At 70.4% G+C, this 25,141-nt stretch carries 24 protein-coding genes; 16 read left to right on the forward strand and 8 right to left on the reverse strand.

Going from position 1 to position 25,141, the window contains the following annotated elements; all coding sequences use genetic code 11:
* Positions 1–106 precede the first annotated feature (106 nt).
* On the forward strand, positions 107–823 hold the full coding sequence (locus ACIPJ2_RS03685) for a GntR family transcriptional regulator (RefSeq protein WP_402727608.1): 717 nt from the start codon (positions 107–109) through the stop codon (positions 821–823).
* Between the two features lie 6 nt (positions 824–829).
* Here ACIPJ2_RS03685 and ACIPJ2_RS03690 read toward each other — a convergent pair whose 3' ends face one another.
* Entirely contained in the window at positions 830–2,245 is a 1,416-nt protein-coding gene (locus ACIPJ2_RS03690) for a sugar porter family MFS transporter (RefSeq protein ID WP_402727609.1), read from the reverse strand.
* 135 nt (positions 2,246–2,380) lie between these two features.
* Between ACIPJ2_RS03690 and ACIPJ2_RS03695 the strand changes: the two genes are divergently transcribed.
* The 9 genes from ACIPJ2_RS03695 to ACIPJ2_RS03735 all read left to right on the forward strand — a co-directional run bounded on the left by ACIPJ2_RS03695 (position 2,381) and on the right by ACIPJ2_RS03735 (position 12,900).
* Positions 2,381–3,565 (forward strand): ROK family protein, encoded by a 1,185-nt coding sequence (locus tag ACIPJ2_RS03695; protein ID WP_402727610.1) that lies wholly within the window; start codon positions 2,381–2,383, stop codon positions 3,563–3,565.
* Positions 3,565–5,049 carry a sulfatase-like hydrolase/transferase gene (locus tag ACIPJ2_RS03700; protein WP_402727611.1) on the forward strand — a complete coding sequence of 495 codons (1,485 nt, stop codon included), beginning with the start codon at positions 3,565–3,567 and terminating at the stop codon, positions 5,047–5,049. Before ACIPJ2_RS03695 ends, ACIPJ2_RS03700 begins: the two co-directional genes overlap by 1 nt.
* Positions 5,050–5,074: 25 nt before the next feature.
* Complete coding sequence (locus tag ACIPJ2_RS03705) at positions 5,075–6,106, forward strand: formylglycine-generating enzyme family protein (protein ID WP_402727612.1); 1,032 nt, start codon at positions 5,075–5,077, stop codon at positions 6,104–6,106.
* Positions 6,107–6,293: 187 nt separating this feature from the next.
* On the forward strand, positions 6,294–7,292 hold the full coding sequence (locus ACIPJ2_RS03710; protein ID WP_281266358.1) for a sugar phosphate isomerase/epimerase: 999 nt from the start codon (positions 6,294–6,296) through the stop codon (positions 7,290–7,292).
* Entirely contained in the window at positions 7,289–8,242 is a 954-nt protein-coding gene (locus ACIPJ2_RS03715) for a 3-hydroxyacyl-CoA dehydrogenase family protein (RefSeq protein ID WP_402727613.1), read from the forward strand. Before ACIPJ2_RS03710 ends, ACIPJ2_RS03715 begins: the two co-directional genes overlap by 4 nt.
* Positions 8,243–8,259: 17 nt before the next feature.
* Entirely contained in the window at positions 8,260–9,021 is a 762-nt protein-coding gene (locus ACIPJ2_RS03720) for an SDR family NAD(P)-dependent oxidoreductase (RefSeq protein WP_402727614.1), read from the forward strand.
* A gap of 50 nt (positions 9,022–9,071) precedes the next feature.
* Positions 9,072–10,460, forward strand: coding sequence for an MFS transporter (locus ACIPJ2_RS03725; RefSeq protein ID WP_402727615.1), 1,389 nt, complete (start codon positions 9,072–9,074; stop codon positions 10,458–10,460).
* A complete protein-coding gene (locus ACIPJ2_RS03730) occupies positions 10,457–12,151 on the forward strand; it encodes a dihydroxyacetone kinase family protein (RefSeq protein WP_402727616.1) in 1,695 nt (564 codons plus the stop codon). The genes ACIPJ2_RS03725 and ACIPJ2_RS03730 overlap by 4 nt, the downstream gene beginning before the upstream one ends.
* Complete coding sequence (locus ACIPJ2_RS03735) at positions 12,148–12,900, forward strand: triose-phosphate isomerase family protein (protein WP_402727617.1); 753 nt, start codon at positions 12,148–12,150, stop codon at positions 12,898–12,900. Before ACIPJ2_RS03730 ends, ACIPJ2_RS03735 begins: the two co-directional genes overlap by 4 nt.
* Before the next feature lie 241 nt (positions 12,901–13,141).
* Here the strand turns inward: ACIPJ2_RS03735 and ACIPJ2_RS03740 are convergent, their stop codons facing one another.
* Positions 13,142–13,825 (reverse strand): SDR family NAD(P)-dependent oxidoreductase, encoded by a 684-nt coding sequence (locus ACIPJ2_RS03740; protein ID WP_402727618.1) that lies wholly within the window; start codon positions 13,823–13,825, stop codon positions 13,142–13,144.
* Positions 13,826–13,992: 167 nt separating this feature from the next.
* On the opposite strand from ACIPJ2_RS03740, the gene ACIPJ2_RS03745 reads away from it, so the two are divergent.
* The 3 genes from ACIPJ2_RS03745 to ACIPJ2_RS03755 are packed head-to-tail and all read left to right on the forward strand — an operon-like array spanning position 13,993 to position 15,367.
* Complete coding sequence (locus tag ACIPJ2_RS03745; protein WP_281266366.1) at positions 13,993–14,175, forward strand: hypothetical protein; 183 nt, start codon at positions 13,993–13,995, stop codon at positions 14,173–14,175.
* A 21-nt stretch (positions 14,176–14,196) separates the two neighbouring features.
* The gene (locus ACIPJ2_RS03750; protein ID WP_402727619.1) at positions 14,197–14,736 is read left to right on the forward strand and encodes a MarR family winged helix-turn-helix transcriptional regulator; all 540 of its coding nucleotides are present in this window, start codon (positions 14,197–14,199) and stop codon (positions 14,734–14,736) included.
* Between the two features lie 25 nt (positions 14,737–14,761).
* The gene (locus tag ACIPJ2_RS03755) at positions 14,762–15,367 is read left to right on the forward strand and encodes a TetR/AcrR family transcriptional regulator (protein ID WP_281266368.1); all 606 of its coding nucleotides are present in this window, start codon (positions 14,762–14,764) and stop codon (positions 15,365–15,367) included.
* Between the two features lie 89 nt (positions 15,368–15,456).
* Here the strand turns inward: ACIPJ2_RS03755 and ACIPJ2_RS03760 are convergent, their stop codons facing one another.
* Both ACIPJ2_RS03760 and ACIPJ2_RS03765 read right to left on the reverse strand, forming a co-directional pair.
* Positions 15,457–16,572, reverse strand: a complete 1,116-nt coding sequence (locus ACIPJ2_RS03760; protein ID WP_402727620.1) for a Gfo/Idh/MocA family protein — start codon at positions 16,570–16,572, stop codon at positions 15,457–15,459.
* Entirely contained in the window at positions 16,569–17,369 is an 801-nt protein-coding gene (locus ACIPJ2_RS03765; protein WP_402727621.1) for a sugar phosphate isomerase/epimerase family protein, read from the reverse strand. The genes ACIPJ2_RS03760 and ACIPJ2_RS03765 overlap by 4 nt, the downstream gene beginning before the upstream one ends.
* Before the next feature lie 217 nt (positions 17,370–17,586).
* On the opposite strand from ACIPJ2_RS03765, the gene ACIPJ2_RS03770 reads away from it, so the two are divergent.
* From ACIPJ2_RS03770 to ACIPJ2_RS03780, 3 genes are read left to right on the forward strand one after another with little or no spacing between them, the layout of a single operon-like run.
* Positions 17,587–18,888: an MFS transporter gene (locus ACIPJ2_RS03770; protein ID WP_402727622.1), complete on the forward strand. Its 1,302-nt coding sequence runs from the start codon at positions 17,587–17,589 to the stop codon at positions 18,886–18,888.
* Positions 18,889–18,902: 14 nt separating this feature from the next.
* Positions 18,903–20,156 carry an MFS transporter gene (locus tag ACIPJ2_RS03775; protein WP_402727623.1) on the forward strand — a complete coding sequence of 418 codons (1,254 nt, stop codon included), beginning with the start codon at positions 18,903–18,905 and terminating at the stop codon, positions 20,154–20,156.
* On the forward strand, positions 20,156–21,475 hold the full coding sequence (locus tag ACIPJ2_RS03780) for a carboxylesterase family protein (RefSeq protein WP_402727624.1): 1,320 nt from the start codon (positions 20,156–20,158) through the stop codon (positions 21,473–21,475). Before ACIPJ2_RS03775 ends, ACIPJ2_RS03780 begins: the two co-directional genes overlap by 1 nt.
* A 4-nt stretch (positions 21,476–21,479) precedes the next feature.
* On the opposite strand, the gene ACIPJ2_RS03785 is transcribed toward ACIPJ2_RS03780, so the two are convergent.
* From ACIPJ2_RS03785 to ACIPJ2_RS03800, 4 genes are read right to left on the reverse strand one after another with little or no spacing between them, the layout of a single operon-like run.
* On the reverse strand, positions 21,480–21,656 hold the full coding sequence (locus ACIPJ2_RS03785) for a hypothetical protein (RefSeq protein ID WP_281266374.1): 177 nt from the start codon (positions 21,654–21,656) through the stop codon (positions 21,480–21,482).
* Positions 21,653–22,495, reverse strand: a complete 843-nt coding sequence (locus ACIPJ2_RS03790; protein ID WP_402727625.1) for a class E sortase — start codon at positions 22,493–22,495, stop codon at positions 21,653–21,655. The genes ACIPJ2_RS03785 and ACIPJ2_RS03790 overlap by 4 nt, the downstream gene beginning before the upstream one ends.
* A complete protein-coding gene (locus ACIPJ2_RS03795) occupies positions 22,492–23,556 on the reverse strand; it encodes an FHA domain-containing protein (RefSeq protein ID WP_402727626.1) in 1,065 nt (354 codons plus the stop codon). Before ACIPJ2_RS03795 ends, ACIPJ2_RS03790 begins: the two co-directional genes overlap by 4 nt.
* A gap of 26 nt (positions 23,557–23,582) precedes the next feature.
* Positions 23,583–25,139 carry a conjugal transfer protein gene (locus ACIPJ2_RS03800; RefSeq protein ID WP_402727627.1) on the reverse strand — a complete coding sequence of 519 codons (1,557 nt, stop codon included), beginning with the start codon at positions 25,137–25,139 and terminating at the stop codon, positions 23,583–23,585.
* Positions 25,140–25,141: the final 2 nt, after the last annotated feature.

A 25,141-nucleotide genomic window follows, 5' to 3' on the forward strand; every position in this document is an offset into this window, starting at 1 on the left:
AGGTGTCCTGTCTTCCCGACCCCCTACGCGCGATTCCGCTTCCCATCCCGGGCGTCATGGGTCGGAACGCCGCGGAGCTCGTTCGTGGATTCTCTAGGATCGAGGTATGGCGAGCACGATCCCCGGATTCGGCGCGGAGCGCATCACGCAACGGGGTCTTCGCGATCGTGTCTACGACCGGGTCCTCGACGTGCTCATGGGACCGGACGTCGAGCCGGGCATGCGGTTGTCGATCGACGGGCTCGCCCGGACGCTCGGGGTCTCGCCGACGCCGGTGCGCGAGGCGCTCGTGCAGCTCGAACGGACAGGGCTCGTCACCCGCGAGGCGAACAAGGGGTACCGCGTCGCCCCGCCCCTCGCCGGGGACCAGCTCGAGGCGTTGTTCGACGCCCGGTTGATCGTCGAGAGCGGTGCCGTGGAGCTCGCCGCGCGGGGTGACGTCGAGGGGCTCCGGGAGCGCCTGGTCCTCGCCCTGTCGGACCAGGCGGCCGTCGCCCGCGAGGTCGCCGTCGTCGGGTCGGCGCAGGCCTCAGAGGAACTCATGGCCAGGTACTTCCGGAGCGACTGGCAGTTCCACCAGCTGATCTTCGACGCGGCCCGGAACCCGTTCCTGCTCGAGATGTCGGACATCATCACGACGCGCGTGCACCGGATGCGGCAGATCGTCGAGGGCGGCGGGGACGACACCGACCGTGCCGTCCACGAGCACCAGGCGATCGTCGATGCGCTCGCGTCCGATCCGACGTCCGCCGTCGCGGCAATGCGCCTGCACATCGACGCCGTGCGGTTGCGGTCCCGCGCGGACGCGTCCCACTCCGCCTGAGGCCGCCTACCGCGGGATGGTGACGTTCGAGGTCGTCTCGATCTCCTCGAGGCTGCGCCCCTTCGTCTCGGGGATCTTCTTCCAGACGAACACCGCGGCGACCGCAGCGAACGCGGCGAACACGATGTACATCGCGGTCGCGTTCGTCGCGAGGAGCAGGGCCAGGACGAAGGTGAACGCGAGCTCGACGACGATCTTGGCCGAGGTCGCGATCGAGACGCCTGCGGAGCGTGCGGAGAGCGGGAAGAGCTCGGGGAGCATGACCCACATGACCGGGCCCCACGTCAGCGAGAAGCCCGCCTTGAAGACCGCGAGTGCAGCGAGTGCGAGCATCTGGCCGGGGAGCGTCAGCCACCCGGTGCCGAAGACGACGGCCACGACGAGCATGGAGACGCCGAGCACGATCGAGCCGCCGATGAGGAGGGGCTTGCGTCCGATCCGGTCGACGACGAATCCCGAGGCGATCGTGGCGGCGACCGACAGCAGACCGAAGCCGACCGTGTTCACGAGCGCCGCGTTCGTGCCGAAGCCGAGCTTCTCGAGGATCGTCGGCGCGTAGTAGAGGATCGAGTTGATCCCGACGAGCTGCTGCAGCATCGCGAAGAACACCGCGACGACCAGGATCGACCGCAGCCCCTTCGATCGGATCAGCGCACCCATCGACAGGACCTCGCGGTTCCCCGACTCGCCTTCCGCCAGGCGTCCCTCCGCGTTCAACTCGTCGAGCTCCGCGAACGCGGTCGCTGCCTCCTGCGGGGGCAGCAGGTGCTGGAGCACGTCCCTGGCGTCGTCGCGTCGACCACGGAGCATCAGCCAGCGCGGTGTCTCCGGCTGCTTCAGGAGGAGGGCGAACAGGACCAGGGACGGCAGCGCCGCGATGCCGAGCGAGAACCGCCAGGAGAGGTCCTCGGAGAAGAACAGGTTGATCACGCCGGCGACGAGGATCCCGATCGCGATCATGAGCTGGTTGTTCGTCGCCAGGCGACCGCGCGACTTCGTGGGGGCGAGCTCGGACAGGAACGTCGGGACGGTGGCCTCGACCGCTCCGACCCCGAGCCCTGCGACGAACCGGGCGACGAGCAGCATCGCGTAGTCGGGAGCGAACGCCATGCCGATGGCGGCGATCGCGAGGACTGCGGCGCTGATGACCAGCGTCCGCTTGCGCCCGAGGGACTGGGCGACCCAGCCGGACAGCACGCTGCCGACCACGGCGCCGATGAGGATGCTCGTGATGATGAGACCGGTCTCGACGGCGTTCAGGTCGAAGTCCGGCGTGATGAAGAGCATCGCTCCCGCGATGATCCCGGTGTCGTAGCCGACGAGGATGCTCCCGAAGGCCGCCACGAAGCCGGCCGACCGGCGTCGACCGGCTCGCTGCCGGTCGGTGATCGGTGTGCCCGTGGTCGTGGTCGGTGCGGTCATCGGCTCGCCTCCTCGCGATGCGTCCGCACGGGTGCGGACGAGCCGACGTCCGTCGGCGAGGAGCAGTCTTCGCGTGTCCGACCATTTCTGTCAAGTCGATTGACGGAAATCGTCGTGATCCGTAGGCTCGTCCCCATGGACGACTCCGGCAACCGTGTCTCGACGACCACCGTCGACGCCGTGCTCGCCGTGCTGTACCTGAAGTGGCCACTGACCCGCGCCGCGATCGGCGTCGAGACCGGGCTCTCGCGTCCGTCCGTCTCCGCCGCGGTCGCCACGCTCCTCGATGCCGGTGTCGTGGAAGAGGTCACGGAAGCATCGGCGGGACGGGGGCGACCGTCCCGCGCGATCCGGCTGAGCACCCGCCGGGCCGACGCGATCGGGATCGAGCTCGGCCGTCGCCACATCGCCATCGCCATCGCGGACCCGACCGGGGCGGTGGTGGTCGACGCCGATGCGGACGCTGATCCCACGAGCAGCCTCGTCTCCCGTGCGCGGGCCGCACTCGACCTGCTCGAGTCGATCGCGGCGGCACGGGGGATCGACCTCTCCGCGGTGCGCCGGGTGGGGGTCGGGACACCCGGACCCCGGTTCGCGCCCGCTGGGTCAGGTGCATCGCCGCGCATCGCACCCCTCACGTCGCTGACGGCGTTCGACGTCGGACGGCTCGAACGCGAACGTGCCGACGTCGCCGACGCGGTCAGCGAACGCTTCGGTGTCCCCGTCGAGATCGGCAACAACACGCGCTGGACCGCCGTCGCGGAAGCCCATCACCGCGGCACGCACGTCGACCTGGTGTACGTCCGCGTCGACGAAGGCGTCGGCGGCGGCGTGGTCGAGCACGGCGAAGCCGCGACGGGGGCGATCGGCGCCGCCGGCGAGATCGGCCACGTCTCGGTCGATCCGCTCGGCGACCGGTGTCCCTGTGGTGGCAGGGGGTGTCTGGAACTGGTGGCGAGCCTCCCTGCCGTGCTGCACGCCGCCGGTGTCCGCGACGTCCCCGAGCTCCTCGAGCACGGGGACGACGACCGGGTCCGTGCCGCGGTCGACCGTGCCGCGGTCGCAACGGGCGGCGTGATCGCGGGGCTCCTCGCCGTGGCCAACCCGGCCGTGGTCGCCGTCGGTGGTGCCGTGGCCGACCTCCCGGAGTTCCTCTCCCGCCTGGACCAGGTCGCGCGTGATGCGAGTCCGGACTGGGCGACCCTCGACCTCGTCGTCGAGCGCGCGGGCACCGACCGCGTGCTCGGTGCGGTCGGAGCTGCAACAGCCGCTGCCGCCACGCTCGACGTCATGGTCCCGCTCCGCAGAAAGGACGCCTGATGGCGGACAACATCCTCTTCCTCATGACCGACCAACACACGCAGTCGACGCTCGGCTCGTACGGCAACACGGTCGTTGCGACACCGAACCTCGATCGCATCGCCGCGATGGGCACCCGGTTCTCGGAGACGTTCACGCCGACGGCGATCTGCACGCCGGCCCGTGCGTCGTTGCTCACCGGTGCGGCGCCGTTCCGCCACAAGCTGCTCGCGAACTACGAGCGGAACGTCGGGTACATCGAGGACCTCGCCGACGGCCAGTTCACCTTCGCCGAAGCGCTCAAGGGCGCCGGGTACCAGCTCGGGCTGGTCGGCAAGTGGCACGGCGGAGTGCAGAAGACCGCCGCGACGTACGGCTTCGAGGGCCCGCAGTACGAGGGCTGGCACAACCCGGTCGACCACCCCGACTACCGCGCGTGGCTCGCGCAGAACGACCTGCCCGCGTACGAGATCGGGGAGAAGATCCGCGGCGTCACGCCGAACGGGGGCGAGGGCAACCTGCTCGCCGCGCGACTGCGTCAGCCGATGGAAGCGACGTTCGAGCACTACCTCGTCGACCGCACGATCGAGATGCTCGAGCGCTTCGCTGCGGGTGGCAAGGGCGCGCCTGCGCCGTTCTTCCTCGCGACGCACTTCTTCGGGCCGCACCTGCCGTACATCCTCCCCGACGAGTTCTTCGACATGTACGACCCGGACACCATCGAGCTGCCCGAGTCCGTGCACGAGACCTTCGAGAACAAGCCGCCCGTGCAGAAGAACTACTCCGGGCTCTGGACCTACGACACCCTGCCCGAGGCGACGTCCCGGAAGCTCATCGCCGCGTACTGGGGCTACGTCACGATGATCGACCTCGAGATCGGCCGCATCCTCGACGCGATGGACCGCCTGGGTCTGATGGAGTCGACCGCGATCATGATGACCGCCGACCACGGTGAGTTCACGGGGGCACACCGCCTGCACGACAAGGGACCCGCGATGTACGACGACATCTACCGGATCCCCGGGTTGGTGCGCGTGCCGGGTGCTCCGGCGGGGCAGGTCCGCGACGAGCTCGTCACGCTGACGGACTTCACGGCGACCATCCTCGACATCGCCGGCCTGGACACGTCGCCGGCCGTCGACTCACGGTCGCTTCTGCCGCTGGTCGAGGGTGCGGACCTGCCCTGGTCGGACACGGTGCTCTGCGAGTACCACGGCCACCACTTCCCGTACCCGCAGCGCATGCTCCGTTCGAAGACGCACAAGCTCGTGGTGAATCCCGAGTCCGTCAACGAGCTCTACGACTTGGTCGCGGACCCGTCGGAGCTGACCAACCGCATCGACGACCCGGCGCACCGAGCCGTCCGCGACGGACTGATGACGGACCTGTACGAGCAGCTCCGGGCACGCGGCGACAACTTCTACCACTGGATGACACCCATGTTCGAGATCGGTGGCGCAGACTACGACTCGACGCTCTCGGCGTTCGAGAACGCCGACGCGTAGGACCGTACGCTCAGGAGGGACCGCGATGCACGAGGGGCACGACTGCTGCGCACCGGTCGGCCGCGCGGAACCGATCGGCCGCGCGGAACCGATCGGCCGCGCGGCGCTGATCGGCGGAGCGGTCGGTCACGTCGGTGCCGCGGCGACCGCGGGCACCGAGGGCAGCGGGCACCGGATCGCCCAGGCCACCGTGCCGGCGCAGACGTTCCTGATGGGGGACGCGCTCGGTGACGCGAAGTGGGGCGACGGCGAGACGCCCGTGCACCCGGTGTCGCTCGACGCGTTCGAGATCGACACGACGAGCGTCACGAACGACGACTTCGCCCGGTTCGTCGACGCGACCGGGTACCGCACCGAGGCCGAGTCGTTCGGGTACTCGGCCGTGTTCCACCTGGCGTTCGCCGGTGCTGACGACGACGTGCTCGGCCAGCCGCCCCAGACACCCTGGTGGCTCGGCGTCCGTGGTGCCGACTGGCGGCATCCGGGCGGCCCGGCATCGTCGGTCGACGAGCTCGGCGACCACCCGGTGGTGCACGTCTCCTGGAACGACGCCGTCGCCTACTGCGACTGGGCCGGACGAGCACTGCCGACCGAGGCGCAATGGGAAGCGGCATCCCGTGGCGGACTCGACGGCGCCAGGTACCCGTGGGGCGACGACCTGCGCGACCCCTCGGCCACCGACGATCTGTGGCGCGTGAACATCTGGCAGGGCGTCTTCCCGACGGAGAACACGCTCGACGACGGGTTCCTGACGACGGCGCCGGTGCGCTCCTTCGGGCCGAACGCCTACGGGCTCTGGCAGACCGTCGGCAACGTGTGGGAGTGGTGCGCCGACGCCTGGTCCGCCACGACGTACGCGTCCGACGCGGAAGCGGGCACCGTGCATGCGCCGACGGGGCCGAGCGTCGACGCGCCCGATGCGCCACGGTTGATGCGTGGCGGCTCGTACCTGTGCCACGACTCGTACTGCAACCGCTACCGGAACGCCGCACGATCGTCGAACACGCCGGACTCGTCGATGGGCAACGCCGGCTTCCGGACGGTCTCCCGGGTCTGAGCCGGCGGACGCCCGTGCCGAGGTTCGGGTCAGCGGCACGGGCGCCCTGATCCTCCGGGCCCGGACTCCTTCGGAGCCCCCGTACGGGGGGTTTGGTCGGATTCGGTTGCGCTCCGCCGACGAGCATGTATCTTTCCTATAGGAAAGAGGTTCAGCGATGAACCGTCGACGTGCAAAGGAGCATTCCGTGACCACAGCACAGGACTGGGTCCAGCAGGACTGGGATCCGACCACCTGGACGGCGGACACCTGGCCCATCGCGGCATGTCTGCACGGCTTCCCGGCCGTCGGTAGCGACGGCGTCGCCGTGCACGACGCCCCGGCCGAGGTGTGGGACGACATCTTCGGGCAGGTCAGTGCCGCCGGGTTCTCCCTCGCCGAGCTCGCCGACAGCCACATCCGACCCGCCGACCTCGAGCCGTCCCGGCGTGACGAGCTCTTCGCGATCGCGCGCTCGCACGGCATCGGCATCCCGTCGGTGCACCTGCAGCGCAAGAGCGTCATCCAGCCGGGCCACGAGGAGGACAACCTCGCCTACGCCCACCGAACCATCGATGCGGCGGCCGAGTGGGGCATGCAGGTCTTCTCGACCGGGCTGCACCAGCCGTTCAACGAGGCCCAGCAGCGCGCGCTGTGGTTCTGGACCGCGCAGGGCCCGACCGACCCGGACGACCCCGAGGTCTGGAACGCCGCGGTGTCCCGACTCCGCGAACTCGGCGAGCACGCGGCGTCCGTCGGACTCCCGATGGCACTCGAGCTCTACGAGGACACGTACCTCGGCACCGCCGACAGCGCGGTCCGCCTCGTCGAGGAGATCGGGCTCGACAACGTCGGCCTGAACGCCGACGTCGCGAACCTCATCCGTCTGCACCGCCCGGTGGAGGACTGGAGGGAGTTGTTCGCGAAGACCCTGCCGTACACGAACTACCTGCACGTGAAGAACTACACGCGGGACGAGTCGGCCGACGGGAGCTGGTCGACGAGCGTGCCGAGCACCATGGAGACCGGCCTCATCAACTACCGCCAGGTCCTCCGCGATGCCGTCGCGAACGGCTTCCGCGGCATCCTCATGACCGAGCAGTACGGCGGGGACAGCCTCGGCGTCTGCGCCACCAACCAGCAGTACATCCGTTCCGTCCTCGCGACCTCGGTCGTCGGGGCGACGCAGCAAGGAGCAACTCGATGAGCACCCTCGACATCGCCGTCGTCGGATCCGGCTACATGGGCGGTGGGATCGCGCAGGTCCTCGCCCTCGCCGGCCACACCGTCCGGATCGCGGACGTGTCCGCCGAGATCGCCGAAGCCAACCGCGCGCGGCTCATCACCGAGACGGAGCAGTTCGTCGCGGACGGCCTCTTCCCCGCGGATGCCGTGTCCCGCGTCGACGCGCACCTCAGCGCCGCCGCCTCGATCGAGGAAGCGATCGCCACGGCCGACTTCATCGAGGAGGCGGTCCCCGAGAAGCTCGAGATCAAGCACGACACCCTCCGTCGGATCAGCGCCGCCGCGAGGCCCGACGCGATCATCGGCTCGAACACCTCCACCATCCTGATCCAGTCGCTTGCCGAGGCCGTCACCGGTCCGGAGCGGTTCCTCGGGGTGCACTTCTCGAACCCCGCGCCGTTCATCCCCGGCGTCGAGCTCATCCCGCACCCGACCACCGGTGAGCACGCCGTCGAGGTCGCCGAGGCCGTCGTCGCCGCGACGGGCAAGCAGTCCGCGCGGGTGAAGGACGCCACCGGCTTCGTGCTGAACCGGCTGCAGTACGCACTGTTCGAGGAGGCGACCAAGATCGTCGACGAGGGCATCGCGACGCCCGACGACATCGACACGATCGTCCGTACGACGTTCGGGTTCCGCCTGCCGTTCTTCGGCCCCTTCGCGATCGCGGACATGGCCGGACTCGACGTCTACGCGTTCTGCTTCGAGTCGCTGCAGACCCGCTGGCCCGAGCGCTTCGCGACCCCGTCGTCGCTGCAGCAGCACGTCGACGCCGGCGAGCTCGGCACGAAGTCCGGCGCGGGGTACCTCGAGGTACCGGCCGACCGGACGCCGGAACTCGTCGCCTACCGCAACCGCGCCTACGTCGCCATGCAGAAGCTCCTCGACGAGCTCGGGCCGGCACCGATCCACTGACCGAACGGGAGCGAGACATGAGCAACCAGAGCAAGACCGTCGTCCTCACCGGAGCAGCCTCCCCGCGCGGCATCGGCCGCGCCACCGCCCACCATCTCGCAGAGGCAGGGTGGGACATCGGGATCATCGACCTCGACGACGACGCCTCGAAGGCCGTCGCGGCCGAGATCCAGGAGCAGCACGGGGTCCGTGCGGTCGGTGTCGGCGCGAACGTCGCCGACGAGTCCGCCGTCCGGGCGGCGTTCGACGCCATCGAGGCCGACATCGCCCCGATCACCGCCCTCGTGAACCTGGCCGGGGTGTCCTCGGCGCACGAGTACCTCGACCTGCCGGAGGGCGAGTGGCACCGCGTCCTGTCGATCAACCTCGACGGCGTGCACTTCGCCAGCCTCCGTGCCGCGGAGTCGATGGTGCAGACCGGCTACGGCCGCATCGTCAACCTGTCGTCGGTCTCCGCCCAGCGCGGCGGCGGCACGTTCAGCAAGACGCCGTACACGGTCGCGAAGGCCGGCGTCATCGGGCTCACCCGTGGACTGGCGCGTGAGCTCGGGCCGAAGGGCGTCACGGTGAACGCCATCGCCCCTGGCCCGATCGACACCGACATCATGGGCGGCACGCTGACCGAGGAGCGCAAGACCGCGATGGCAGCCGACGGTGTGCTCCCGCGCATCGGGACCCCGCGGGACATCGCGGCGGCGATCGCCTACCTGATCAGCGAGGACGCCGGGTTCGTCACCGGTCAGACCCTCAACGTCGACGGCGGCCTCTACATGCACTGACGGCGAGGCCGTTCCCCTGTACCGAACCGTGCTCGCGAAGGAGCGAACCCGTGTCACTTCCCAACGTCCCCGCGCTCGGATCGACCCACGATCCCGGGCTGAAGTCGGCCATCGGCAAGGCCACCAAGCACCTGATGCCGATGCTCGTGATCCTGTACTTCGTCGCGTTCCTCGACCGCACCAACGTCGGGTTCGCGGAGGAGGCCCTGAGCGTCGACCGCGGCATCTCCGACGCGGCCTTCGCGCTCGGTGCCGGCATCTTCTTCATCGGTTACGCGATCTTCGAGATCCCGTCGAACCTGCTGCTCAAGCGCTTCGGCGCTCGGTTCTGGCTCGCCCGCATCGCGATCACGTGGGGCATCGTCGCCGCGCTGTTCGCCTTCACGACGAACGACACCATGTTCATCGTGCTGCGGTTCATCCTCGGCGTGACCGAGGCGGGACTCTTCCCCGGCGTGATCATGTACCTGTCCGAGTGGTTCCCGAACAAGGTCCGCGTGCGGATGTTCGCGATCTTCTACCTGGCGCAGCCGTTCTCGCAGATGATCGGCGCGCCGCTGTCCGGCGGTCTGCTGAGCTTCGGCGACCAGGCCACTCCGTTCCACGGCTGGCAGGTCATGTTCGCGGGCGAGGGCATCCTCGCGGTGCTCGCCGGCATCGCCGCGCTCGTGTTCCTGACGAACAGCCCGCAGCAGGCCAAGTGGCTCGAGCCGGGGGAGAAGGACTCGCTGACGGCGGCGATGGCCCGCGAGGACACCGCCCGCAGCGCCGACGGGCCGCAGGGGATCTGGAAGGCGATGGCGAGCGGCCGGGTCTGGTACTTCACGATCATCTACTTCTGCCTGCAGGTCGCCGTCTACGGCACCACGTTCTACCTCCCGCAGCAGGTGTCGTCGCTCCTCGGGCAGGACGTCGGCTGGCAGGTCGGGCTGGTGTCCGCGATCCCGTGGCTCGTCGGGCTCATCGCCTGCTACCTCGTCGGGTCGAAAGCGGACTCCGTGGGACGCCGCCGACGCTGGGGGACGATGTTCTACGTCTTCACCGGCCTCTCGATCCTCGGCTCCGCTTGGGCCGGCGCGAACGGGCAGCCGATCCTCGGCATCGTGTTCATCACGCTGGCGGTGGCGAGCTTCCTGTCGGTCGGCCCCATCACGTGGGCGTACCCGACGGCGTTCCTCACGGGTGCCGCAGCGGCCGCGGGCATCGGCCTGATCAACTCGCTCGGCAACCTCGGCGGGTTCGTTGCACCGATCATGCGCACGGCGATCAACGAGGTCGTCCCGACCGACAGTGGAGCGTTCGGCATCGTGTCGCTCGGTGTCCTGGCGTTCGTCGCGGCCGTGATGATCTTCTGCACGAAGTTCTTCCGGCAGTCGCGGGCGGACGACCTGCTCGACACCTCGCACGTGGCGACGACCGAACAGCGGGCGAAGCGATGACCCGGTTGTTCAACAATCCGGCGGACTTCGCGGACGAGATGGTGGACGGGTTCGTGGCGGCGAACCTGCGGTGGGTGCGGAAGGTGCACGGTGGTGTTGCCCGGTCCACTGCGAGCCCGGACGGCACGGTCGCCCTGGTGATCGGTGGTGGCAGTGGCCACTATCCGGCGTTCGGTGGGCTCGTGGGACACGGGTTGGCGGCGGGTGCGGCGATGGGGAACCTGTTCGCCAGTCCGAGTGCGCAGCAGGTCACCGCGGTCGCCCGCGCAAGCCAGCACGGTGGTGGGGTGCTGCTGTCCTACGGCAACTACGCCGGCGACGTGCTCAACTTCGACGCAGCCGAACGGGCGCTGACGGAGCTGGGCATCGACGTCCGCACGGTGCGCGTCACGGACGACGTCGCGTCGGCGCCGGCGGGCGAGGCGCACAAGCGGCGGGGGATCGCGGGGGACCTGTGCGTGTTCAAGGTCGCCGGTGCCGCCGCCGAACAGGGCAAGTCCCTCGACGAGGTCACCGAGGTCGCCACCCGTGCGAACGACCGCACCCGGTCCTTCGGTGTCGCCTTCTCCGGCTGCTCCCTGCCGGGCGCGGACGAACCGCTCTTCACCGTGCCGGAGGGTCGTATGGCGATCGGGATGGGCATCCACGGTGAGCGGGGCATCGACGAAGCCGACGTCCCCACCGCGGACGGCCTCGCCGAGCTGCTCACCGACCGGCTCCTCCAGGAGCGTCCGGAGGGTGCCGGTGACCGGGTGGTCCCGATCCTGAACGGGCTCGGCAGCGTGAAGTACGAGGAACTCTTCGTCGTCTACGCCGCCGTCCAACGGCACCTGACCGATGCCGGCCTGACGGTGGTGGAGCCCGAGGTCGGGGAACTCGTCACCAGCTTCGACATGGCCGGGGTGTCGCTGACGTTGTTCTGGCCGGACGCGGAACTCGAACCGCTCTGGGCAGCACCGGCGGACACGCCGGCGTACCGGAAGGGTGGCGCGGTGCCGCAGGAACGGCTCCCCGAAGCCGTCCTCACCGCCGACGAGTCCGCACCGGTGGGACCGGCCAGCGACGCATCCCGCGCGCTCGGCACCGAGATCGCACAGGCGTTCACGACGATCCGCGAACTGCTCGACGCGCACGCGGACGAGCTGGGTCGGATCGACGCGGTCGCCGGTGACGGCGACCACGGCATCGGCATGCAGCGCGGCTCCACCGCCGCCGACGCGGCAGCACGCGACGCCGCCGAGCGCGGCGCGGGCGCCGGCAGCGTCCTCACGATCGCGGGGGACGCGTGGTCGGACAAGGCCGGTGGCACCTCCGGTGCGATCTGGGGTGCCGCCCTGGAGGCTCTGGGTCGCGTCATCGGGGACCGTGAACGTCCCACAGCGGCGACCGTCCAACGCGCGGTGCACGCCGCCACCGACGCCGTCCTCGCCTTCGGCGCGGCCGTCGGCGACAAGACCATGGTCGACGCCCTCGTCCCCTTCGACGACGTCCTCACCACCCGCATCACCGCCGGCGACGACCTGACCACCGCCTGGTCCGAGGCAGCTGACGCGGCGCAGCAGGCAGCAGACGGAACGGCCGACCTCCTGCCGAGGATGGGCCGGGCGCGCACCCACGCCGAGCACGCCGTCGGCACCCCTGACCCCGGCGCGGTGTCGTTCGCGCTCATCGTCGACGCGGTCGCGCCGTGATCACGATCGGCGTCTCGCTGAAGATGTACTTCGGGCACGCGCAGACGCTGCGCTGGGCCGAGGCCGTCGCGGACATCGCCAGGTCGCACCCGGCGGTCACGAGCGGCGCGGTGGAGCTGTTCGTGATCCCGACGTTCCCGTCGCTGGTCCCCGTGCACGCGGCGCTCGAGGGCACGGCCGTGCTGCTCGGCGCCCAGGACCTGGCGACGGAGGACACGGGCGCGTTCACCGGCGAGGTCTCCGGCTCCGAACTCGCGGAGATCGGCGTGGACCTCGTCGAGATCGGCCACGCCGAGCGTCGTTCCCTGTTCCACGAGGACGACGCGACCATCGCGCGGAAGGTCGCCGCCGCGTTCCGCAACCACCTGCGTCCGCTCGTCTGCGTCGGCGAGGCGATCCGGTCCTCCCGTCCGGATGCGATCGCGGACGTGACCGGACAGCTCGACCGAGCCGTCTCACGGGACGCCGCCGCACCGGTGATCGTCGCCTACGAGCCGGTCTGGGCGATCGGCGCGCCGCAGCCAGCGCCCGACGACCACATCGTCGAGGTCCTGACGGGCATCGAAGCGCATCTCGGACAGCGGCCGGAGCTGGCGGGGTCGGTCGTGGTCTACGGCGGCTCCGCCGGGCCGGGACTGCTCACGCGGGGGCAGGGACGCATCGGCGGGCTGTTCCTCGGTCGATTCGCGCACGACCCCGCCGCGATCTCCACCATCCTGGACGAAGCACGGGCGCTCGCCGACCGCTGACCCCCGGTTGGGAGGGCGCGGTCCTCGCATGCCCATGGGTGTCTTCTGCTTGCCTGCGACCGCTACACGGGGTCGGCGGCCACCGGCCCGCTCGCCGTGGCCGCGCTCCTCGCGCTGCTGCTCGGTGCCGCGCTGCGCGCCGGTGCGCGCCGCCGCCGCGAACGGATCTGATCGCTCCACCAACCGGACAGGAGGCTCGGCGCACGACGTGCGCCGAGCCTCCTGTCGTGGGGTCCGTGCGTCAGATCGCGACGGAACCGAGGACGCGGTGCGCGATCGAGATCGACTCGCCGGACACCATGGACAGCGGCGACGACAGGAACGCGATCAGGTCGGCGATCTGCTGGGGGCTGGACTCGCCACCGGACCCGCGCTGCACCTCGGCAACCGGCTCGTCCGTCACCGTGCCCGGGTTGACGACGTTGACCGTCACGCCGGAGCCGGCCGCCTCGTCGGCGAGGTTCTTCGCGATGACGCTGACGGCGGTGTTCCGGAGGGACGCGGTGATGTTGCCGGAGAAGTAGGCGTTCTGCCCGCTCACGACGACGACGCGTCCGAAACCCGCCTCGCGCTGTCCGGGCAGCACGGCGTTCGCGACCCGCAGGAACCCGAGCGCCTTGCCGTCGACGGCCCGGGCGATCTGATCAGGGTCGGACTTCTTCGCCGGGTCGAGGGTCCCGGCACTCGGCGCCGCGGTGACGACGAGCACGTCGATGCGCCCGTGCTGCGCGATGACCGAGGCGACACCGGCGTCGACCGAGGCCTGGTCCGCGGTGTCGATCGCGACGCCGTCGTCGTCCGTCGCGCTCCGCGAGGCGACGACGACCGTCGCTCCCTCGGCGCGGAGCCGATCGGCGACGGCGCTGCCGATGTACCCCTTGCCCCCGACGACGAGTGCGACACGGTCCGTGAGTTGGAGATCCACGTCGCCACGCTATCCCTCGATCGGACAACCGGTCGTTCAGTGTGCCGTGCAGTTCGGTGCGCGAAACGTACAAGATCTGGATTGTCAGTTGCTCTAACCGTTCACGTCGTGAAACACTTTCGTCGTCCAACTCGGACGGGAAGACGACCAGGAAGGTGGAACCAGGCATGCGCAGCACGTACCACGGGGCTCAGTGGGGCACCGGTCTCCTCGGCACCCACCCTCGCGCGGGCCTCACCGACCCCGCGGTCATCGCCGCCTACGTCACCGCTCGGATCGAGGACCCGTCGCTCCTCTCCAAGCGGGCCGAGCCGTCCTACGCGGACTTCTTCGCCCTCCCGCAGGCCTGAGAACCCGGAGTTCATGACCACATGCCGTTGACCGTCGTCCGCCGAGAGCACGTCCACCTGTACTCGCGAGCACCCCGATCGAAGGCCGCCCGCTCGGCCGTCGACGCCATCCTCCGGCTGCAGCACGCCGAGGATCAGCAGATCGAGCACGCGCGCATCGAGAGTGGCCTGTCGAAGAACGAGTTCCTCGCGGTCCGGTACCTGCTGCAGGCGCACCGGGACAGCCGTGCGATGGGACCGAAGGACCTCGCGGTGATGCTCGGGGTGTCCAACGCCTCGGTGACGAAGATCGTCGACGGCCTCGTGGAGAAGGGCGACATCGTCCGGACCGCGCACCCCACCGACCGTCGGGCGCAGTTCCTCGAACCGACCGACCAGGTGGCGACCAAGATCGACGACTCGTACGCACAGTTCCACGAGATCGTCGTGCGCGTGCTCGACGGGCTGCCGGCCGCCGACAACGAGGTGGTCGCCGAGGCCCTCGGACGGATCGTGGACGCCCTCGCCGAGGCGGTTCCGGAGCCAGCCGACGAGTACACCGTGGACGACACCAGCGCCTGAAACCTTCCAGCGGTAAGTTGTCTGCATGACCTCTGCCGACGACGCCGGGACCGTGCCGCGGCGCGGGTACCGCAAGGGCGCGGAGCGGCGGGTCCAGATCCTCGACGAGATGATCAGGATGGTGGCCGAGCAGGGGGTCGACGCATCGTCGCTCCGGTCAGTGGCCGACGCGCTCGGCATCACGCACGCGGCGCTCCGGCACTACTTCCCGTCGCGCGATGAACTCCTGCTGGCGGTCTACCGGGAGCACGAGGTCCGCGAACAGGGCGCCCCGGACCGCCTGCAGTCCGCGATCGGCGACATGCGCGAGAGTGCCGGCCGGAACCGCGAGATCCCGGGGCTCGTGCAGCTCTACACGACGCTCGCGGCGGATGCCGTCGGTGAGGGGCACCCGTCGACGCGGGACTTCATGCGCGAGCGGTTCGCGCGTCTGCGGGGCGAACTCGCTGAACTGATCCGCCGTGACCAGGACCTCGGGCGCATCCGGGCCGACCTCGATCCGGTCGACCTCGCGTCACTGAGCATCGCGGCGTCGGACGGCCTGCAGGTCCAGTGGCTGCTCGACCCCGAGGCGGTCGACGGCGAACGTGTGCTGCACCTGCTCGAGCAGATCGTCCCGCCCGCCGGGTGACGTGCTGCGCGCGCTCCCGCGACGCCGCGGGAACAGAAGACGTCGGGTGCCGCACGGGCACCCGACGTCTTCTGTTCCCTCGCGGAGGGCTACGCGTTCACGCCCTCGGCGAGGACCGCGGCAGCGGGGTCGAAGTCCTCGGGGAGCGGCTGGATCGGGTCGATCGACGAGGTGATCTCGACGGCCTGGCCCGACTCGGCAGCGTCGCGGATGCCGAGCATGACGTCCAGTGCGTGCGACGCCACGGCGCCGGAAGCGCGCTCCGGCCGGCCCTCGGCGATCGCGCGGGCCAGCTCGACGACGCCCGTGCCACGGCCCCAGGTGGAGCCCTTGTGCGTCAGCGTGGTCGGTTCGTCCTTGCCGAGCGTCCACAGGGTGCTGTCGCCGTCGAAGACGTTCGGGTCCGGCAGCACGATGGTGCCCTTGGAGCCGTTGATCTCGACGAAGCCGTTGCGGGGCAGTGCGTGCTGGAACGACAGGGTCGTCTGCGCCGACTGTCCGCCCGCGAACGAGATGAGCGCTGCGTGGTGCGTGGGCACCTCGACGGCGAACTCGGTGCCGGCGCGGGGGCCGGAACCGATCACGCGGGTCTCGCGGGACTTCGACGACACGGCCTGCACGCGCGAGGCGGAACCGAACGCGTGCAGGAGCGTCGTGACGTAGTACGGGCCGATGTCGAACAGCGGACCGGCGCCCTGTGCGTACAGGAACTCGGGGTCCGGGTGCCACTGGTCCGGGCCCGGCACGTGGAACATCGTCGTCGCGGTGAGCGGCGTGCCGATGTCGCCGCGTGCGATGGCCCGGATGGCGGTCTGGATCCCGGCACCGAGCACGGTGTCCGGTGCGGTGGCGTAGCGGACGCCTGCTGCCGAAGCGGCGGCGAGCAGGGCCTGCGCGTCCTCCGCGTTGGTGGCGACGGGCTTCTCGCTCCAGGTGTGCTTGCCGGCGGCGATGATCTGCTGGCCGACCTTGGCGTGCTCGGCCGGGATCGTGATGTTCACCACGATCTGGATGTCGTCGCGGGCGAGGAGCTCCTCGACCGTGCCGGACGCCGGGACGCCGTACTTCTCGGCCTGGGACGCCGCGCGCTCGAGGATGAGGTCGGCGACCATCAGGACCTCGACGTCGGCGAACTGGGTGAGGTTCGTCAGGTACTGGTCCGAGATGTTCCCGGCACCGATGATGCCGACTCCGACGCGGCTCACTTGTCGTTTGCCTTCAGCCAGGCGAGGGACTCGGTGATGCCCTCGAAGACGTCGCCGGCGTAGGCGTCGAACTCGACGACGCGGATGGCCTGCGGCGCCGCGGCGAGGATGCCCGCCACGTCGACGTCGCCCTGTCCGGCCGGCTTCTGGTTCTCGAACGCCCGCTGCAGTGCCTCGGGGACGATGAGGGCGCTCTCGGCGGAGGGCAGCGCGGTGAGGATGTCACCGTCGACCTTGCCGTCCTTCACGTGGATCGCGACGACGCGGTCGCCGAGGGACTTCAGCACGGCTGGGGCGTCGGCGCCACCGACGGTCGCCCAGAACGTGTCGACCTCGAGCACGGTCTCGGGCGAGATCTGCGACACGAAGTGCTCGTAGACCGTCTTGCCGTCGACCTTGTTCGTGAACTCCCACTGGTGGTTGTGGTAGCCGAACTGCAGACCGCGGGCGGCAGCCTCGGCGGTGAGCACGTTGACGCGCTCGGCGATCTTCGCGACGTCGTCGGCGGTCTGCCAGCGATCGGTCGGGATGAACGGGTCGATGACGGTCGTGATGCCGAGGCGCTCCGCCGCGTCCCAGATCGGGGCGGTGTCCTCGGCGTCGATGACGGCGACGTGACCGGACGGGGCCTTCAGGCCGGTGGCGGCGAAGGCGCGCTCGAGGTCGGCGGCGCGCTCGACGAATGCGTACGGCTCGACGTTCTCGTAGCCGATCTCGGCGACGCGGGCGATCGCCTTGTCGAGGTCTTCGGCGATGGCGTCGCGCAGCGAGTACAGCTGCACAGAGGTGGTGGGCATTGCAGAGGCTCCTTCGGTCCTGGCTCGGGCGTTCTCGACCCGCCGGGACGCGATGCTCCGCGGCGAGATCGGGTACGACGCTACCCGAAAAACCATCCGGTGTGCAGTTTTTGCGACGGTCTGTTGCGGCCCCGTCCTCATGTCCTGACGTCCCGATGTATGCTCGCGTCTGTAAAAACCTTGCGAAGCACGGTTTTCATCGACTCAAGGAGGCGTCATGAGCACACCCGAACCCGCGGAGACACCCGTCCTGCTGCACCCGGAAGAGGGCATCACCCAGCCGGTCAGCACGATGCGGGTCGGGATCGGCTACCAGATCGCGCTGTTCCTCGGGCAGTTCGGCCTCTTCGTCGCGCTCATGGCACCCGTGTACGTGAGCATGCAGCTCAAGGCCGAGGCGCTGGTCGGGTCCGACGCGGCGAACGTCATCGGCTCGGTGCTGCCGATCGGCGCGTTCGGTGCGCTCATCATGAACCCGCTCGCCGGGGCGCTGTCCGACCGGACACGCACCCGCTGGGGACGTCGTCGCCCGTGGATGCTCACCGGCGTCGTCGTGTTCGCGATCGCCCTCGCGTGGATCGCGTTCGCCCCGGACACCACGCAGCTCACTCTCGGATGGCTCCTCGCGCAGCTCTCGGCGAACACCGTGCTGGCGACCCTGACCGCGAGCTTCGCCGACAACGTGCCGCAGTTCCAGCGCGGGAAGTCGTCGAGCATCATCGCGCTCGCGCAGAACATCGCCGTCCTCGCCGGGACCTACCTGTCGGTGTTCTTCGTCGCGAACCTGCCGGTGCTGTTCATCGCGCCCGGCATCCTCGCGATCGTCCTCGTCGTGGTCTACGCCGTCGTCGCCCGCGATGACCTGCCCACGTACAAGCTCAAGAAGTTCACCTTCGTCAACCTGATCTCGTCGTTCTGGACGAACCCGATCAAGAACCCGGACTTCGCTTTCGCCTGGTGGTCGCGCTTCCTGATCATCTTCGCGACGTTCATGTTCACGACGTACCGCCTGCTCTACATGAAGGAGCACATCGGGATCACGAGCGACGAGGAGGCGACCGCGGCCGTCGCGTTCGGTGTGCTGCTGTACACGATCGCCCTGCTCGTCAGCGCCGCGCTCTCCGGCTGGCTGTCCGACCGGCTCGGCCGCCGCAAGGTCTTCGTCGGCGGGTCCACCGCGCTGTTCGCCGTCGGGCTCGTCGTCCTCGCGCACGCCGACACCGTGCACGGGTTCTACGTCGCCGAGATCATCATGGGCTTCGCCTACGGCATCTACTCGGCGATCGACACCGCCCTCGTCGTCGACGTCCTGCCGAACGCCGACCGGCCAGGGAAGGACCTCGGCGTCATCAACATCGCGAACGCGCTCCCGCAGTCGCTCGCCCCTGCTGCGTCGCTGTTCTTCCTGAAGTTCGGCACCGGTGGCACGCCGGACAACTACGAGCTCATGTGCTGGGCGGCCGGGATCGTGGCCATCATCGGCGCGCTCGTCGTGATCCCGATCAAGCGCGTGCGCTGATAGCTTCTGGCGTCATGACGAACCCGACGGTCGACGTGGACCGCAGGCACCTCGCCCGGTGGCGGAACGCGATCATCGTCGCGTTCGGCCTCGGCGGCATCAGCCTCGCCGCATGGGGGCCCCGGCTCCCCGAGATCCGTGCGGAGCTCGGCGTCGACACCGGCACCATCGGGCTCATGCTCGGCGGCGTCACGATCGGGTCGATCGGTGGCCTGCTCTCCGCCGCGCCGCTGCTGCGGCGACTCGGCGGACGGCGGGCCCTGACGGCCGTCGTCGTGCTCGTCCCCGTCGCGATCGCCGTGCTCGGGATCGCGGCGGCGCTGCACTCCGCACCGCTCGCCGCCGTCGCGTTCGTCGTCGCCGGTGCCGGGATCGGCTCCCTCGACGTGATGGCGAACGTCGAGGGCACGGCCATCGAGGCCCTCGCGGGCCGCACGCTGCTCCCGTTGATGCACGCCGCATGGTCGGGAGGCGCGGCGCTCGGTGCCGGGCTCGCCGCACTCTGTTCGGCACTCGGCATCACGGTCTCCACCCAGTTGGTCGTGGAGGCCGCGGTCCTGCTCGTGGTCGGCGTGGTCGCCATGCGCGCGGTGCCGGACGGCACCCGCGCGGAGGAGCACGACGACACGCTGACACCCGGGCAGCGCATCCGCGCCTGGGCCAGGGGCTGGGCGGACGTCCGCCTGCTGATGATCGGTGTCGTCATGCTCGGCGTCGAGCTGGGCGAGGGATCGGCCAACAACTGGCTCGCGCTCGCCACCACCGACGGGCACGGGCAGTCCGCAACCGTCGGCGCGCTGTTCTTCACCGTGTTCGCGGTGTCCGAGGCGGCGACCCGAGTGTTCGCCGGTCCCGTGGTCGATCGGCTCGGTCGGGTCCGGACCGTGCGCTGGACGACTGCGCTCGGCATCCTCGGGGCGATCCTGTTCATCGTCGGCGGCACGTGGTGGCTCACCCTGATCGGTGTGGTCCTGTGGGCGGTCGGCGTCTCGATGGGCTTCCCGCTGGGGATGTCGGCCGCGGCGCAGAGCGGCCCGAACCCGGCCGCCCGCGTGAGTGTCGTGGCGTCCATCGGGTACTTCGCGAACTTCGCCGGACCGCCCGTCATCGGTGCCATCGCCGTTCACCTCGGGGCGCTGTCGGCGCTGTGGCTCGTCGCGGTGCTGTTCGTCGCGGCCTTCGCGGCGTCCGGGTCGCTCCGCCCGGCGCGGAGCGCCGGGACCGACGCGCCGGGGCCGCACCGAGCCTCCAGGGCTAGCGTGGACTGATGCTCGACGCCGCCACCGTGACCTACGACAGCCCAGCAGGACGCATCCGCGGATCGCGGGACGGCGACGTCATCCGGGTGCTCGGCGTGCCGTACGCGCAGGCAGCGCGGTTCCGGCCGCCGGAGCCGATGCCCGTCTTCGAGGACGTGTTCCACGCGGACTTCCCGGCACCGGTGGCCCCGCAACCCTCCGCGACGGTCGTCGACCAGCTGCTCCACGAGATCGATGCCGAGGTCGACGAACGCTGCCAGGCGCTCTCGATCACGATCCCGGCTGACATCGGCCCCGACGAGCGACTGCCGGTCATGGTGTGGATCCACGGCGGCTCGTACGTCATCGGCGGCGGCGACGTCCCGATCAACGACCCGTACGACCTGGTCCGAGAGCAACGCGTCGTCGTCGTGACGGTGACGTACCGGCTCGGGGTGCTCGGGTTCCTCGGCGACGGGGAACGGATCCCGGCGAACCTCGGGCTGCTCGACCTCGTCGCGTCGCTCCGGTGGGTGCACGAGAACATCGCCGCGTTCGGCGGCGACCCCGACCTCGTCACGCTCTTCGGGCAGTCCGCCGGAGGGGACGCGATCGCGCACCTGATGATCAGCGAGGGGACCGCAGGGCTCTTCCGCAGGGCGATCGTGCAGAGCGCACCGCTCGGGCTCTCGCGGGGACGTGCGCGGATGAGCCGTGCGATGGTCGAGGCAGTGGGGCCGATGTCGGCGGACACCTCGCTCGACGAGCTGTACGAGCGACAGGCCCGCGGTACCCGGGTCGGCGGACGGTACGGGCTCCGCGGGGGGATGCCGTACGGCACCCAGTACGGGTTCGCGCCGCTGCCGGCCGAACGCGACCTCGCCGAGGCCTGGCGGCGGGTCGCACCAGACGTCGACGTGCTCATCGGGTCGGGCTCGGACGAGGCCGGGATGTACGTGCCCGTGCTCCCTGGACTGAAGCGCATCGTTCGGAACCGGGTCGCGCGGTCGCTCGTGCGGTGGTGGCTCGTCCGGCCGCTGACCGAGGTGATCTACGGGCGTGACGCCCGGGCGTTCGCGGCGCGGCACCGGTCGGGCGGCGGGCGCGCGACCGTCTACCGGCTGCTCCGCGGCGCGACCGCGCAGCCGACCGGGGCGGTGCACATGAGCGACCTGCCGCTGCTGCTGGGACGCAAGGAGGCGTGGGCCGGCAGCCGGTTCGTGCCCGAGCGGGACTGGCCGGAGGTCGAGCGTCGCGGCCCGGGTGTGCGGGCGATCTGGGCGGAGTTCGCGCGGACCGGTCGCGTCACTGCCCGCGACGACGAGACGCTGGTGTTCGACCGCGGCTGAACCGTCACGGCCCCCCGCCGGTGTCGACGGTGCCGTCGGGTGGGGGCAGGATGTCGGCTGCGACCCAGGGGAACACCCAGGTGAACAGGACGAACACGAGTGCGGTGAGCAGCACGATCAGTTCGAGGACCTTGAGGGCGGTCGGGCCGGGCAGGAGTCGCCACACGAGCGGGAAGATCACTTGGGCGTCTCCGAGAGTTCCTTCGGCGTCCCCTCGGACGCGGGCATCCAGTAGTCGAGCTTGGCGTGGGTGATGTAGCGCTCCTTGGCGGACCACATCGGGTGGCAGGCGGTGAGGGTCAGCCAGCGGTCGTCGGCGGTGGGCTGGACGCCGGGTTTGTTCGGGACGGGTGCGATCGTCTCGATGTGGTCGGGTGTGACGATCTGGCTGTCGGTGACCTTGTAGACGTACCAGACGTCGAAGTTCGTCGCCTTGTCGGTGACGCGGACGACGATCGCGTCGTCGGTCGTGAGTTCGGCGATCTGGTTGAGCGGCTTGCCGTAGGTGACGCGGTGGCCGGCGACGGCGAAGTTGCCTTCGGCGCCGGGCATCGCGGTGTCCTGGTAATGGCCGAGTCCGATGGTGTTGAGCACTTTCTCGCGGTTCGTGCCCTCGCCGATGGGACGGTTGTACCCGGCTCCGAAGCGCGGGATCTGCATGGTGCCGAAGACGTCCGTGACGTTCGGCGGCTCCGCGAGGACTGGTGCGGTGCCGCGGTGCTCGGTGCCTGCAGTGGACTTGGTCGCCGTCTGCCCGAGGTCCTTGACGAGCGCGGTCTGTTCGTTCACGGCGACGACGTCGGTCCACCAACCGGTCCACACCACGTACAGCCCGGTGGCCGCGCCCGCGATGATGAGCAACTCCGCGATGAGCGAGACGATCGCAGCGCCGACTTTCTGCCGCGGCCGGGCGTTCGGGCGGTGTCGCGGAGCGCGCGACCCCCGCCAGGGACCCGGCGCCGGCCGGACCCACCCGTTCGCCGGCGTCGCATCGAGCACGCCGTCTCGTCCGCCGGTCACGCGACGACGAAGAACTGGTCGCCGATGTCGACCCGTGAACCGCGGGGAGCCGGGACGGTCGTGCCGGGGTGGCACTGCTGCCTGGTGCCCTCTCGCACCACGGTGGTGCCGTTCGCCGAAGCGAGGTCCTCGACGTTCAGTCCGGCTCCGTCCACGGTGAAGCGCAGGTGGGCGTTCGAAACGCTCCGCGTGGGGTCGTCGAACCGTACCGGGTTCTCCACCCCGAGCGGTCGGCGGCCGAGGACGCCCGAACCGGACACGTCGAGGATGGTCCCGGTGCTCGTGAAGAGCTTGGCCCGACTGACCGGTTCGGTGCGGCGTCGCGTGCTCACGATCGTGCGTTCGAGCGACTCGATCTCGTCGAGTTCCGTCTCGGACGGCGATCCGGCGTTGACCGGCGCCGTGTCGGTCGACTCGACGCTGGTCGCCTCCGCCGGGGGTTCCGGTGTTGCTGGGTGCTCCGCCGCTGCCGGGGGTTCCGGTAGAACTGGGGGTTCCGGTCGTGCTGGGTGCTCCGGTCCTGCCGACGGTTCAGGTGTTGCCTGTGGTTCTGGTGCAGCTGCGGGAGCCGAGGGGATCGATGGGGACGGTGGGATGGGAGGCAGGAGCGGCTCGACGGGATCGGGGAGGTCGACCGGCTCGGGCAGGGGGTCTGGCTCGGGGGTGACGGGCATCGCGATGGTCTCGACGACCGGGGCGGCCGGTGGGGCGCTCACGGTCGCGGTCCGCTCGGTCAGGTCGATCGTGTCCGTCCTGCCCTCCGATGCGGTGGTGTCGATCGTGGTCGGAGCGGCGACCGCGGCCATCTCGTCGATCTCGACCGACCCGTCCGATGCGACGACGAGATGCCAGTTCCCTTCGGCGCCGGTGGTGTGCAGGCGAACGGGGTGCCCGGACTGCCTGGCGAACTCCGTCACGATGTCGAGCGCTGCTTCCCGTGCGGCTTCGGGCGAGGCGTGCGACGACGTCTCGGTGTGGTCGTACCCGCCCATCGTCAGCTGCCCGGACTGGGAGATGTGGACGGTGATGGCAGGCGGTTCGCCTGTGTGCGTGGAGAGCATCGCAGATCCTTCGAGTGTGGTCATGGTCAGTCGGTCGGGACGGAGGCGGTCGCTGCGCGGACCTGCCAGCCGGACCCGTTCCTCGAGATGACGAGTCGGTACTCCTGGTCGAGAACGGCGCCGCCCGGGGTCGCCCACCGGACCTCGGCGAACCCGACTCGCTGGTCGTCGTCGCCACGCTCGACCCGCCAGTCGAGCAGCTCGGTGTACTGGAGCGTGCCGTCGAGGCCGGTGGAGGCGTTCCCGGTCTCGGAGAGCTCGACGTCGCCACGACTGAGCGCTGCGAAGTACTTCGCGACAGCTGGGCGTGTGCGCGTGCTCGTCTGCGCATCGAGGCGGAAGGACGACGCCGTGCCGGTCGGCGCCGCGGCTGGGACACCCACCGACGCTGGGAGCCCGGAAACCCACACGCGGGCGCCGACGACCGTGACGGGGACCTGGAGCGACATCGTCGAGGTCGCGTCGGTTCCGTCGGCATCCGGCGTCGTCACCGGCACGACGACCGTCACGATCGCGTGCGAGGCGTCCACGTAGGTGAAGCCAGCGGCACGGGCCGCGCCGGCGGTGGAGGTTCCCTTCCCGTCCCATCCGGCCTGACCGGGCGTGCCGCCGACCATCAGCTGCGAGAGGGCCTCTGTCCGCGCCTGTCGGTCCGACTCGTCCCACGTGAAGTACACCTCGGCGAAACGCTCGGCAGTCGAAGCCGCCACGGCCTGCGGGAAGGTGGCCGACGCGGGGGTGCTGCTCGCACTCACCGGCGCGAAGATCGATCGGAGGCCGACGGCGAGGGTGAGCACGGTCGCCGAAGCGACGAGGATCTGGATGGTCCGCACCCAGGAGCGACGGCCGCCGCGGGAGCCGAGCCCGACCACGTCGCGCACGACCTCGGTCACCGAGCTGCGCAACGTACCGGTCCCACCGTCGGTGTCGCGCTGTGGGTCGGCTGCTCGCGGGCGCGTACCGGCGCGCCGAGGCGGCAGCGGGTGCGGGAGCGGAGTCGGGGACGGAGGTGGCGCGGTCGGCGGCTCGGTCGTCGTGCCGGCCGTCGGCGATGCCGCCCGGGCTGCGACCGGCGCCTCCTGCACTCCGGGGAGCGGCGCGGAGTCGGATCGGATCTCGCGGACGACTGAGGACTCGCGGTCGAGCGGCGGCAGCAGCACCGGCAGTGTCGACGGGCGCACCGACAGCGCGGCCGACGGGGTCGTCGGGACGGGGGCGGGCGCGGCCGACGGGGTCGTCGGGACGGGGACCGGGACAGGGGCGGCTGGCGGCGTCGTGGAGGCGGGGACCGGCGTCGGCGATGTCACGACGGTCGGCACCGGCTGCGCCGTGGACACGGGCACGGGAGGGATCGACAGCTGCGTCGACGGTGACGGGAGTGGCGCCGCGGCGGGCACGTCCGCGGTGGAGGCGGGGGCGGATCTCGTCCAGCCGGTCGCTCCCACGGGCCTCGGCTCGACGTCTCCGGCCGGTGCCGCCGTCGCCGAGCGAGCCCACGCGTCGACCGTGCGGGTGGGCTGCGCAGACTCGGCGCGGGCGCGGCGCTCGCGCAGCTCTCTGCGCGAGAGAAGTGCCTCTGACATGC

The organism is Curtobacterium sp. NPDC090217, assembly GCF_044746705.1.
Lineage (GTDB): Bacteria > Actinomycetota > Actinomycetes > Actinomycetales > Microbacteriaceae > Curtobacterium.